The organism is Fluctibacter corallii (assembly GCF_025751585.1).
Taxonomy (GTDB): domain Bacteria; phylum Pseudomonadota; class Gammaproteobacteria; order Enterobacterales; family Alteromonadaceae; genus Fluctibacter_A; species Fluctibacter_A corallii.
Window position 1 is genome coordinate 244,926 of the sequence record NZ_JAOWKX010000002.1, and the last position, 12,955, is coordinate 257,880.

At 44.6% G+C, this 12,955-nt stretch carries 10 protein-coding genes; 7 read left to right on the forward strand and 3 right to left on the reverse strand.

Annotated features, from left to right (window positions below; translation table 11 throughout):
- Window positions 1–8: 8 nt before the first annotated feature.
- Window positions 9–2,612, reverse strand: coding sequence for a leucine--tRNA ligase (gene leuS, locus OE749_RS04635; RefSeq protein WP_263711191.1), 2,604 nt, complete (start codon window positions 2,610–2,612; stop codon window positions 9–11).
- Between the two features lie 257 nt (window positions 2,613–2,869).
- Here leuS and OE749_RS04640 point away from each other — a divergent pair, with 257 nt between their 5' ends.
- On the forward strand, window positions 2,870–3,349 hold the full coding sequence (locus OE749_RS04640) for a zinc ribbon-containing protein (RefSeq protein ID WP_263711192.1): 480 nt from the start codon (window positions 2,870–2,872) through the stop codon (window positions 3,347–3,349).
- A gap of 14 nt (window positions 3,350–3,363) precedes the next feature.
- On the opposite strand, the gene OE749_RS04645 is transcribed toward OE749_RS04640, so the two are convergent.
- A complete protein-coding gene (locus OE749_RS04645; RefSeq protein ID WP_263711193.1) occupies window positions 3,364–3,900 on the reverse strand; it encodes an SRPBCC family protein in 537 nt (178 codons plus the stop codon).
- A gap of 145 nt (window positions 3,901–4,045) precedes the next feature.
- Between OE749_RS04645 and OE749_RS04650 the strand changes: the two genes are divergently transcribed.
- Together OE749_RS04650 and OE749_RS04655 are read left to right on the forward strand one after the other, a co-directional pair.
- Window positions 4,046–6,436 carry a Lon protease family protein gene (locus OE749_RS04650; protein ID WP_263711194.1) on the forward strand — a complete coding sequence of 797 codons (2,391 nt, stop codon included), beginning with the start codon at window positions 4,046–4,048 and terminating at the stop codon, window positions 6,434–6,436.
- A gap of 78 nt (window positions 6,437–6,514) precedes the next feature.
- A complete protein-coding gene (locus OE749_RS04655; RefSeq protein ID WP_263711195.1) occupies window positions 6,515–6,997 on the forward strand; it encodes an FKBP-type peptidyl-prolyl cis-trans isomerase in 483 nt (160 codons plus the stop codon).
- 45 nt (window positions 6,998–7,042) lie between these two features.
- Here OE749_RS04655 and yhbY read toward each other — a convergent pair whose 3' ends face one another.
- Window positions 7,043–7,339, reverse strand: coding sequence for a ribosome assembly RNA-binding protein YhbY (gene yhbY / locus OE749_RS04660; protein WP_263711196.1), 297 nt, complete (start codon window positions 7,337–7,339; stop codon window positions 7,043–7,045).
- A gap of 541 nt (window positions 7,340–7,880) precedes the next feature.
- On the opposite strand from yhbY, the gene ftsH reads away from it, so the two are divergent.
- The 4 genes from ftsH to tpiA all read left to right on the forward strand — a co-directional run bounded on the left by ftsH (window position 7,881) and on the right by tpiA (window position 12,932).
- Window positions 7,881–9,818: an ATP-dependent zinc metalloprotease FtsH gene (gene ftsH / locus OE749_RS04665; RefSeq protein ID WP_263711197.1), complete on the forward strand. Its 1,938-nt coding sequence runs from the start codon at window positions 7,881–7,883 to the stop codon at window positions 9,816–9,818.
- Between the two features lie 94 nt (window positions 9,819–9,912).
- On the forward strand, window positions 9,913–10,734 hold the full coding sequence (gene folP / locus OE749_RS04670; RefSeq protein WP_263711198.1) for a dihydropteroate synthase: 822 nt from the start codon (window positions 9,913–9,915) through the stop codon (window positions 10,732–10,734).
- A gap of 11 nt (window positions 10,735–10,745) precedes the next feature.
- Complete coding sequence (gene glmM / locus OE749_RS04675) at window positions 10,746–12,086, forward strand: phosphoglucosamine mutase (RefSeq protein WP_263711199.1); 1,341 nt, start codon at window positions 10,746–10,748, stop codon at window positions 12,084–12,086.
- A gap of 90 nt (window positions 12,087–12,176) precedes the next feature.
- Entirely contained in the window at window positions 12,177–12,932 is a 756-nt protein-coding gene (tpiA, locus tag OE749_RS04680) for a triose-phosphate isomerase (RefSeq protein WP_404828135.1), read from the forward strand.
- The last annotated feature ends 23 nt before the right edge of the window (window positions 12,933–12,955 follow it).

Here is a 12,955-nt window from a genome sequence, read left to right on the forward strand (position 1 = left end):
GTTATGATTTAGTTAGCAACAATGTTGACAAGTTTACCCGGCACGTAAATGACTTTGCGCACCGTTTTACCTTCAACAAATTGCTGAACATTTGGTTGCTCAAGCGCAGATGTTTCCACGCTATCTTGTGCAGCATCTGCTGCAACTGTGATTTTAGCGCGAACTTTTCCATTTACTTGAACAATCACCAATTTTTCATCTTCTACCATCGCTGATTCATCGGCTACTGGCCACGCAGAAAGCTCAATGTCCGTTGTGTGGCCTAAGGCCTTCCATAATGTATGGCAAATGTGTGGCGTGATAGGGTTCAGTAGCAGCAATAGTGCATTGACTGCTTCACGCATGATGGCAACATCTTGCGCTGATGTTTGCGGGGCTTTTTGTAGTTTATTCAAAAGCTCCATAACCGCTGCAATCGCTGTGTTAAAAGTTTGTCTGCGACCAATATCATCAGATACTTTGGCAATAGTTTTATGCACTTCACGACGCAATGCTTTCTGATCATTAGTAAGCTCTGCTGTATTCAGTTCATCCGCATCGCCTGCTTCGATATGCTCCTGAACAAGCTTCCAAACGCGTCTCAAGAAGCGATTGGCGCCTTCAACGCCCGAGTCAACCCATTCCAGTGTTTGCTCCGGTGGCGCAGCAAACATCGTGAATAAACGAACCGTATCTGCGCCGTAAACATCGATAACCTGCTGCGGATCGATACCGTTGTTTTTAGACTTAGACATTTTGGTCATTCCGCCATGTTCGACCGGTTGACCATCTGATTTAAGAATGGCGCGAGTCACACGTCCTTTGCTGTCTTTTTCAACATCTACATCTGCGGGTGAGAACCACGATTTTTTGCCTGCGGCATCTTCACGGAAGTATGAATCCGCCAATACCATCCCCTGACATAACAGGCGTTTGTATGGCTCACTACTTTGTACTAGGCCTTCGTCACGCAATAGTTTGTGGAAGAAGCGAGAGTACAACAAATGTAAAATAGCATGTTCAATGCCACCAATATATTGATCAACAGGCAACCAATAGTTGGCTTCTGTTGGATCTAGCATCGCGTCGCCGCTCATGGCACTGGTATAACGTGCGTAATACCAGCTTGACTCCATGAAGGTATCAAAAGTGTCTGTTTCACGAAGTGCAGGATCACCATTGAATTGTGTTTTGGCCCATTCAGGATCGGCCTTGATCGGCGATGTTACACCGTCCATGACAACGTCTTCTGGTAATCTGACTGGCAATTCTTCGCTTGGAACTGGTACTGATTCGCCGTTTTCAAGATTTAGCATAGGAATAGGCGTACCCCAATAGCGCTGCCTTGAAACACCCCAGTCGCGTAAGCGGTAGTTAACCGTTTTCTTGCCTTTTCCTTGTTTTTCAAGCGTGTCAGCAATCCGACTAAATGCTTCTTCGAAGGTTAACCCATCAAATTCGCCCGAATTGACAAGCACCCCTTTTTCGGTGAATGCTTGCACAGACAAATCGCATTCTGTTTCGGCAGAATCGGTGGGTTTAATCACTTGCTTAATTGGCAACGCATATTTTGTCGCAAATTCAAAGTCTCGTTGATCGTGACCAGGCACAGCCATGACAGCGCCCGAGCCGTAATCCATTAATACAAAGTTAGCGACCCATACGGGGACTTTGTCGCCTGTAAGAGGGTGTAAGGCATACAAGCCAGTTGCACAGCCTTTTTTCTCCATGGTTGCCAAATCAGCTTCTGCAACTTTTGTGTTCTTACATTCTTCAATGAACGCGGCAAGTTCAGAATTCGCTTTGGCAGCATGAAGCGCGATGGGGTGGCCTGCGGCAATGCCAACGTATGTCACACCGAACAAGGTATCAGGTCGCGTAGTGTACACATCAAAGTGCGTAATATCACCTGCAGCGTCGACCAGTTCAAAGGTAATTTCAGCACCTTCTGAACGGCCAATCCAATTTTTCTGCATGGCGCGAACCTGCTCTGGCCACTCTTCCAGTGTTTCTAGGTCGTTGAGTAATTCCTCTGCGTAGTCGGTGATTTTTATAAACCACTGTGGAATTTCTTTTTGCTCAACAATAGCGCCTGAACGCCAACCTCGACCATCAATAACCTGTTCGTTAGCCAATACGGTTTGGTCAATAGGATCCCAATTTACTGTGGCATTTTTCTTATAAACTAAGCCTTTTTCATACAAGCGGGTGAAGAACCATTGTTCCCATTTGTAGTAATCGGGTTTACACGTCGCAATTTCACGATCCCAATCGTAGCCAAAACCCAGCGATTTAAGTTGGCCTTTCATGTACTCAATATTCGAGTAAGTCCACTTGGCTGGCGCTGTATTATTATTGATAGCAGCATTCTCGGCAGGTAGACCAAATGCATCCCAACCCATAGGTTGAAGCACGTTTTTACCTTGCATTCGCTGGTAACGGCTGATTACATCTCCGATTGTGTAGTTACGAACGTGTCCCATATGGAGTCGGCCGCTGGGGTAGGGGAACATTGAGAGGCAGTAGAACTTTTCTTTGCTCTCATCTGTTGTTGCTTTAAATGATTCGTTCTCTTCCCAGTAGCGCTGAGCACTCTGTTCTATGTCTTTCGGGTTGTACTGATTATCAGCCATTTATAACGCTTTCCGCTGGTTAATGTAGGTTGAAATGATTAGCCGCTTAGAATACCTCAGGCGGGCTATTAGCCACAATAGCTGAATGAGGAAATTGCGGCTTTTGATGGGAAAAGAAAGCGATGGATAATGTAGAATTCAGATTTTGGCTATATTTGCACCAATAAAGTGCCCAATTCAATAATGAAAATTCGCTATACTTAATGGGTGCCGTTAAAAAGAAGTGAGCGCACAAACGTGATAATGAAGGTGATGCAATGCCAAAAAAGCCGACCCGATACGAAATTTATGTAGAAAAGGTGTATTCATCTTTTGAGCAAGCCGCTGATCGCACCGCTTCGTCATTATTTGAAGCGATGGAAGACGCGAAAGCGTACTTTAAAGCCGCAGGTCAATTGGGCAAAGATGAAATTGATACTATGGAGCAGTTTTTTATGCGCGACTATCAAGCTTTCATTGAGCAACTGAATAAGCAGGCTGATCAATCGATATGGGTACATTCCTTAAAAGATAAATTTTCCGAATTACTCGCAGACATGACCGATCACTCAGCCGTACAAGCGTTTGAGTTTAAACAAGACTTAGATCACCATGGTGAATACAGTGTCGGCGAAATCGTGGCGTTAGGTGAATTGGTGTGTTTAGCGTGCGGACATCGACACCCTGTCGACTTTCCTGAAACAATTCAACCATGTACACAGTGCGGCCATAGCCATTTTAGCCGTTTCTCTGACTAGTTATAGGCGCAATATCACTGTGCCTTTGAGGTATAGTTAATCAAACCGCTTAATTGAATCCCTTGCACCTCATCTACAATCGGCGCAAGTTTGTCAAACGCATTCTTATCTGCGCCCTGAACAGTATAAGTCAACGTGACTTCTGTCCCTGTTTCTTTCGGATTAAATTGCCAATTTAGTGCACCGTACATGCCCATCCCTTGTAAAGGACCTAAGCCTCCCACCATCGTAAGTTGGGTCTCTTTTGCTACAAATACAACGCGCATGTGCTCGGCTGAGTTATCACCGCTGACTTCGCAAAAACAGCCACCGGCTTTTGGGGTGAGTGAAAATGTTCCTTTCTCTCCCCACCAACTGTGATCTTTCGGCCACCATGCATCAATATTATTTACAAAGTCATACCACACTGTTTCTGGTGGCGCGTTTATAACCGCTTTGTTCACGATTTTAAAGCCATGGGGCTGCGTCCATTTGACCTCTGCGTGTGCAAAGGGAAGCATAGTTAGCAAAATCGCAGATATCCACAGTGAAAGGCCGCAGCTTTTACGCATTTGTTAATTGTCCAATTTGTTTTATGTAGCTATAAGAATAAAAGTGATTTTGAGAAAAGGTCAACTATTGGGCAAACGATTGTCCTTTGGTTGACACAACATCGCAATCGGGTTTCACTGTGCAAAAATACTAAACGTGCTTACTATGACCGATATCCACGCGCTAACACTTGAAGAGCTGTCTGCGAAACCCAGCCGAAGAATAATTAATCAGGCATTAAAAAACGATGATGCGCTAACAGCGACGTTTATCGGACAAGAGCGAGCAAGAGACGCACTTGAATTTGGACTGGGTATTAATGCCAACGGTTATAATTTGTATGTGATGGGAGAGCATGCCACTGGGCGGTATACATTAGTGCATGAGTACATTTCTAAACATGTGCAAAATGTACCGACACCCGATGACTGGTGTTACATTAATAATTTTGAAGAAGAGCGGGAGCCCTTTGTTTTAAGACTGCCGCCGGGCGAAAGCAAAAAATTACACAAGGAAATGGAAGCCCTCATTGATGAGCTGCTAGACACGTTTCCAGCAGCATTTGATAATCCAGGTTACCAACGTAAAAAGGCCGCCATCACGCGAGAATTCGACCAACGCTACGATAAAGCGATAGATGACGTCGAGCTCTTCGCCCAAAGTCAGGGTGTAGCGATGTTTGAAGAAGGCGGCACTATTAGCTTTTCTCCTATTGTAAACGACAAACCTATCAATGATGCAGAATTTGCAAAACTGACAGACGAGCAGCGCAAACACTATTATGATTTAATTGATACGTTAGAAAGCCGATTGAGCGAAGCGTTAATTGAGTTACCTCAGTGGAAACGAGCATCGTCTGAAAGCTTACGCCAATTAAAACGTGATACCGCAGAGCAGGGCATTCGACCACTGTTGAAAGAGTTAGAGCACAAATATGCATCTGACTTGGGTATCGTTAAATTTTTACATCAACTCAAGCCACACTTGATTGACACTGTCGTTGAAATCCTTGCTGAAGAAAGTAAAGAAGAAAAAACAGACGAATTAGACAAGCGCGCCATTCTGGAAGAGCAATACCTTCCAAACATGGTAGTGAGCCACGAACTCAATAGTGGTGCACCTGTTGTGTATGAACCTAATCCAACCTATCAGAATTTGTTTGGACGCATTGAATATACCAATGTGCAAGGCTCTGTATTTACCAATTACCGAATGCTAAGACCAGGTGCGTTGCACAAGGCGAATGGCGGTTATTTATTGCTTGATGCAGATAAAATGATCGAGCAGCCTTTCGTGTGGGAGTCACTCAAGCTGGCGCTCAAGTTTAATGAACTGAAAATGGAAACCCCGCAACATGAAGTTGGGATGGTGAATTCCGTTACATTGAATCCCCATACCATCCCACTAAAAGTTAAGGTCTTACTGCTCGGCTCGCGCGATTTGTATTACACCTTGCAAGATTATGATGAAGAGTTTGACGAGCTGTTCCGGGTGCTGGTGGACTTTGATCATGTTATACCGCTCACGAACAAAAACCTAACGGACTTTGTCGGCAAAGTTCGTGCGAAAGTGCGAGAATTGGGCTTTGCTGCGATTACGCCCAAAGGCATGTATCGACTTGTTGAATACAGCCTTCGTCTAGCCGAGGATAAACATCATTTATCGGCGCGATTCTCAGATGTACTTGAATTGCTAAATGAAGCGGTATTCTTTTGTCGCCAGCACCAAACATTGGAAATTGACGCGCTGCATATTGAGGAGGCGTTGAAAGCTAAAACCCATCGCACAGGCCGCGTAAGCCAAGCATTGCTTGAGGATATAAAACAAGGCCAAACGCTGATTGCAACAGATGGATTGGCAGTAGGCACAGTGAATGGGTTAACCGTGCTTGAAGTCGGTGATTCTGTGTTTGGTACACCTGCTCGGATTACGTCTACGGTGTATGCTGGCTCCAATGGTGTTGTAGATATCGAACGAGAAGTGGAGCTAGGGCAACCTATTCACTCAAAAGGCGTTATGCTGCTAACGGGGTATTTGGGGCATAAGTACGCGCAGTATTTTCCGTTGACGTTGTCGGCGAATATCGCTTTGGAGCAGTCTTACGGCCACATTGATGGTGATAGCGCTTCGTTAGGTGAATTGGCTGCGCTGATTTCTGCGATCACCAATTTGCCAGCCAGACAAGATTTGGCTATTACTGGTTCGATTAACCAATACGGTGAAGTGCAGTCTGTTGGAGGGGTGAATGAGAAAATTGAAGGCTTTTTCACCCTGTGTCAAACCCGCGGGCTATCGGGCAAGCAAGGTGTGATTATCCCTAAATCCAATAAGATCAACCTGATGCTTCATAGCGATGTAATACGGGCGGTAAAACTGGGTAAGTTTCATATTTATGCGGTTGAAACAGTCGATGAAGCTTTGTCTCTATTGATGGAAAAAGAAGCGGGAGAGCTTAATAGTAAAGGCCGTTACCCGAAAGGAAGTATCAATTCTTTGGCAGTGAATCGCTTGTATGGTATCGCATCCATTGTAAATGGTGGGCATGATGACGAGTAACACCATGGTGTTGCTCAAATTATCCTATCGAAATGTATCGTTAATAACATGCCCTCAAAAGGCGCAACAGAGTAATGTATGAAAATTTCTAAAGATTCAGTCGTTCAGTTCCATTACAAAATAACTGACTTAGAAGGCAATGAGCTAGAATCAAGCTACGATTCACATCCCGCCCTGTATTTGCATGGCCATAGTAATATGATGGAAGGCATTGAAAGCTTGCTGGATGGGAAAGAAAAAGGAGATAAGGTCACGGGAGAGCTTGCGCCAGAAGTGACCTTTGGCCAACGTATCGAAGATGCAAGCCAACGTGTTCCCGTTAAGCACTTAACGGGCGCAGAGAAATGGGCACCGGGCATGACTGCAATTGTTCACACTGATCAAGGTCAGCGTCAGGTAACAATTATGAAAATGGGTAAGTTTATGGCCACAGTCGATTTGAATCACCCATTAGCAGGACAAACGTTGATTTTCGATTTGGAAGTCACTGACGTAAGAGAGGCTTCAGAAGATGAGATTTCTCATGGTCACGCGCATGGCGTGGGTGGTCATCAACATTAACGAATTAAATGGCGGGCAGGGGGATGGCTCCCCCTTTCGGTGCCATTACAGTTTTGGGATGGTGATTTTTTTGTCTTCGCTTTGGCGGAAGATCACGAGAACATGACCAATGACCTGAAGTTTGATTGCGCCTGTTTCACGTACGATGGCGTCCATGATCAGGGTTTTTTCTTCACGGTCGTCAGTCGGCACTTTCACCTTGATTAACTCATGATGTGCAAGTGAACTGTCGATTTCAGCAAGAACGCCTTCGGTCAAACCATTTCCACCCAGTTGTACAACGGGCTTAAGCGAATGGGCTAGGCCCTTTAGGTATTGTTTTTGTTTGTTGGATAACTTCATTCAGAAATTTTTCTTACAAAATAATTAAAAGTTTAAGGTTGAAAACCGCTATTCTAACGCCATCTTGCACATATGCCTATTTTCTTAGTAAATAAATGACAAAAAAGCAATCAATTGAACGTAAACCGCTTGGGTTAGGTGCTTTTTCATCATTTGGGGTAAGTAGATGTAATGGCATGGTTGTGAACAAATTTGGCGCGTAATCCGTAGAGGAACATATGTAGTCATAACAATCAATAAAGACAAAATGTTCGAATGAATACACTTTGTCTGTTGTAGTAAAGTGTTGAGGTGCAATTTGAGTGACCAACAACACGTAAACCAAATCATAGTTTTGCTGTCAAAGCCTTGCATAGTGAAGGGTTTGATAAATTTATCAAAGTGTTACGGGAACGTTTTCTATAAGTAATATCCGTAATTCAGATTGATTAAAAGCACGTTGAATAGAAGTATATCTTGTAGCGACGGGCTTTAAACTGTAGTAGTCTTGTTAGACAAGCCATCAGTTAGAACAGAATTGTAAACATAGAGGTTATCAGCGTTGAGCGACATGGCAAAAAATTTAATACTTTGGTTAGTGATCGCCGTTGTTTTGATGTCGGTTTTTCAGAGTTTTTCTCCGAGTGAATCGTCACGAGTAGCAACGGATTATACCACCTTCTTGAACCAAGCTAATCAAGGCATGGTAAAAGAGGTTCATATTGATAGCGAGGCACGTGAAATCCGTGGTGTAAAAACCAACGGAGACACCTTTGTCACGTACATTCCTTATTTCGACGATCAGCTAATATCAGATTTGGTTAGCAAGAACGTAAAAATTAAGGGTGAGCCGCCTGAAAAGCAGTCAATGCTAGCAACCATTTTTATCTCTTGGTTCCCAATGTTGTTGCTTATTGGTGTGTGGATATTCTTCATGCGTCAAATGCAAGGCGGGGGCGGCCGCGGTGCTATGTCGTTTGGTAAGAGTAAAGCGCGCCTATTAGGCGAAGACCAAATTAAAACGACATTTGCTGATGTCGCTGGCTGCGACGAAGCAAAAGAAGACGTGGTCGAATTGGTAGACTTCTTGCGTGACCCAACCAAATTCCAAAAGCTTGGCGGTAAAATTCCGAAAGGCGTGCTGATGGTAGGTCCTCCAGGAACAGGTAAAACCTTGTTGGCTAAAGCGATCGCCGGTGAAGCAAAAGTGCCGTTTTTCACTATTTCTGGTTCAGATTTCGTGGAAATGTTTGTTGGTGTAGGTGCATCGCGTGTACGCGATATGTTTGAGCAAGCCAAAAAGTCTGCGCCTTGCATTATTTTCATCGACGAAATTGACGCCGTAGGCCGCCAACGTGGCGCGGGTTTAGGTGGTGGTCATGATGAACGTGAGCAAACCTTGAACCAAATGCTAGTAGAAATGGACGGGTTTGAAGGCCATGAAGGTATTATCGTAATTGCGGCGACAAACCGCCCTGATGTACTTGACCCTGCATTGCTTCGCCCTGGTCGTTTTGATCGTCAGGTTGTTGTAGGTCTACCCGATATTCGTGGACGTGAGCAAATTCTTAAGGTGCACATTCGTAAAGTACCTGTTGCTGACAACGTTGACCCATCTGTTATTGCGCGTGGTACGCCGGGGTTCTCAGGTGCAGATTTAGCTAACTTAGTTAATGAAGCCGCGTTGTTCGCTGCGCGCTCAAACAAACGTTTGGTGTCGATGGAAGAATTCGATAAAGCAAAAGACAAAATTATGATGGGCTCTGAGCGCAAGTCTATGGTGATGTCTGAAGACGAGAAAACCATGACCGCTTATCACGAAGCTGGCCATGCTATCGTTGGTCGCTTAGTGCCAGAGCACGACCCCGTTTACAAGGTATCGATTATTCCACGTGGGCGCGCCCTTGGTGTTACGATGTATTTGCCAGAGCAAGATCGCGTAAGCCACAGTAAACAGCATTTGGAAAGCATGATTTCGAGCCTGTTTGGCGGGCGTATTGCTGAGCAAATTATTTATGGTGACGATAAGGTCACGACGGGTGCGTCAAATGACATTGAGCGAGCAACGGATATTGCCCGTAAAATGGTAACTCAGTGGGGCTTATCTACCAAGATGGGACCAATGCTTTATGCAGAAGAGGAAGGTGAAGTATTCTTGGGCCGCAGCATGTCTAAAGCCAAGCATATGTCTGACGACACTGCACGAGCAATAGATGCAGAGATCAAATCATTAATTGATCGTAACTACGAACGTGCTGAAACCATTCTTAAAGACAATATCGATATCCTTCATTCAATGAAAGACGCACTGATGAAGTACGAAACCATTGATGCGAAGCAAATCGATGATTTAATGGAGCGTAAAGACGTTAGACCTCCGGCTGATTGGGATGATTCTAAGAAGAATGATAACGATAAGCCAACAGGCGGGGCGACTGTCAGCCAAGATCCGGACGATAAAAAGCCGGGCATTGGAAAACCTGGTGACGTTACGAGCTAAAACACTAATTTTGTTTCAACTAAGGCCGAGTTAAGCATTTAACTCGGCCTTTTTTTGTATATAATTCTCGTCAGAATAATAACGACGACATTGCATGCAATTTAAAGACACAGTTATCGACCTTTCTACGCCCAAAGTGATGGGTATTCTTAACGTTACCCCAGATTCGTTTTCAGACGGTGGTCATTATAAGCAGCTAGATATGGCTATCAAACATGCTGAAAAAATGGCGAGCGAAGGCGCGGTGTTTATCGACGTGGGTGGAGAGTCTACTCGTCCTGGTGCAGCTGATGTATCTCTGCAACAAGAGCTTGATCGTGTTATTCCCGTTATTGAAAAGATAACCACGTCGCTAGATGTGATCGTTTCTATCGATACCAGTAAAGCTGACGTAATGCGAGAAGCAGTCAAGGCCGGTGCAGGGTTAATTAATGATGTGCGAGCACTCCAGGAAGAAGGTGCTTTACGTGCAGCAGCCGAAGCGAATGTACCGATTTGCTTGATGCATATGCAGGGCCAGCCGAGAACTATGCAAAACGCCCCGTCTTATGAAAATGTCGTCGAAGATGTCATGCTTTTCTTGCGCTCTCGCATTGAAGCGTGTGTGAAAGCTGGTATTAACGATAAGTCGATATTACTGGATCCGGGATTTGGATTCGGAAAACGAGTAGAAGACAATTATCAAATACTAAAACACTTGGCGCAATTCTCCCGTTTGGCATGTCCGTTACTGGTGGGGTTGTCGAGAAAGTCTATGTTAGGAGCGGTTACACAGCGTGATGTCGATGAAAGACTGGCTGGTAGCATCGCAGGGGCAACGCTGTGTGCGTTAAATGGTGCGAGTGTAATCCGAGTTCATGACGTAAAAGAAACTGTTGATGCAGTTAGTGTAGTAACTGCTATGCAAACCCTATAAGGAAAAAAATCATGGGTGACAGAAAATATTTTGGTACTGATGGCATTCGCGGCAAAGTCGGAGAAAGCCAAATTAATCCTGAGTTTGTTACAAAGCTGGGCTGGGCTGCGGGTAAAGTACTCGCAGGGCAGGGCACGAATAAAGTATTGATTGGCAAAGATACGCGCATATCAGGCTACATGCTCGAATCTGCGCTTGAGGCTGGATTGTCAGCAGCGGGTATTAACATTGGTTTGTTGGGACCAATGCCGACACCTGCCATTGCTTATCTGACTAAAACTTTTCGCTCAGAAGCCGGTATAGTCATAAGCGCCTCTCATAACCCCTATTATGATAATGGCATTAAATTCTTCTCGGCCAACGGTTTTAAATTGGACGACGATATTGAGTTAGCGATAGAGCGCCAAATGGATAAGCCCATGACATGTGTCGCCTCTGATAAGCTTGGAAAAGCCTATCGAATTGACGATGCTGCTGGTCGCTATATTGAATTCTGTAAGGGGACTTTCCCCTCTGATTTATCTCTCAAAGGAATGAAGATTGTTGTCGATTGTGCCCACGGTGCCACCTATCACATCGCGCCAAACGTATTAGGTGAGTTGGGTGCTGAAGTCATTGAAATTGGTACATCACCTAATGGCACCAACATTAACGACAAAGTCGGCGCAACGTCGATGAAAGCGATTCGCGATGCAGTGCTTGAACACAATGCAGACTTAGGTTTCGCGTTGGATGGTGACGGTGATCGCATTATGATGGTTGATGAGAAAGGCAACATCATCGATGGAGATCAAATTGTCTATGTTATCGCCCGTGATGCATTAAAGTCAGGGCGCTTAAATGGTGGTGTCGTCGGTACCCTCATGAGTAACCTAGGCCTTGAAATAGCGCTTGGTAAATTGGGTATTCCATTTGCGAGAAGTAAAGTAGGGGACCGTTATGTCATGGAAATGCTGCAAGAGCGAGACTGGGCAATTGGAGGTGAAAATTCAGGACATGTGTTGAACCTGAATGTGACGTCTACAGGAGATGGTATTGTTGCTGGCTTACAGGTTATTACTGCCATGTTGCGCTCACAAATGAGCCTTTATGACTTGTGTCAAGGGATGGAAATGTTCCCTCAAAATCTCGTAAATGTTAGGTTTGAAGCGAATGATGATCCTCTTCAACATGCCGATGTTAAGGCGGCAGTGAAAGAAGCCGAAGCTGCGATGGGTAAGAATGGTCGAGTTTTACTGCGAAAGAGTGGCACTGAGCCTCTTATTCGCGTGATGGTAGAGGCGCATGACCCGCAAGATTCATCAAAATGGTCAGAAACGATAGCTGACGTTGTGCGCAAAGTAACCAGTTAAACACAATTTTAAGAAATTTTGCTGTTGACTACTTGTATATTGTCAATGGGTTAGATAATATCTCGCCCGCTTTCGAGGGGCTAAGGAAACATAATGAATACGTTACGTCGCCCAGTCGTTGCTGGTAATTGGAAAATGAATGGTAACAAAGCCTTGGCTTCAGAAATGAGTCAAGCTTTTGATAATCAACACTTTAACAATGTTGAAGTCATTGTTTGTCCTCCTTTTCCTTTATTAACGCAACTATCCAAAGAAAGCGTAAAAGTGGGAGCGCAGAATATCAGCAAGTTTGATTCTGGTGCACACACTGGCGAGGTATCAGCAGATATTCTGAAAGATGCCGGATGTGAATATGTTATTGTTGGTCACTCCGAACGTCGTGTCGATAATTTTGAGTCCAATGGACTTGTGGCAGACAAAGTAGACATAGCATTAAAAAACGGTTTACATCCAATCTTATGTATCGGTGAACCCGAAGATGTAAGAGACGCCGGCGACTTATTCGATTTTCTCAGCGCACAATTAAATGCGGTCGTGAGTAAAGTGGGAATAGACGCATTTGCTCAGTTAACTATAGCGTATGAACCTATTTGGGCTATTGGAACAGGAAAAACTGCTTCCCCTGAGCAAGCGCAAGAAGTACATGGTTTTATCCGTGACTTCTTAGCAACGCGTAACAAAGAGGTTGCGCAGAAAATAAGAATTCTTTACGGTGGCAGTGTTAAAGCTGACAATGCGACTGAATTATTTAGCCAGCCTGATGTGGATGGCGGCTTAATTGGTGGGGCAAGTTTAGACCCACAAAGTTTTATTAGCATTTGTCGCTCAGCAGCAGAAATTGCATAAACGGCAAAAGCGAAGAGGAATAG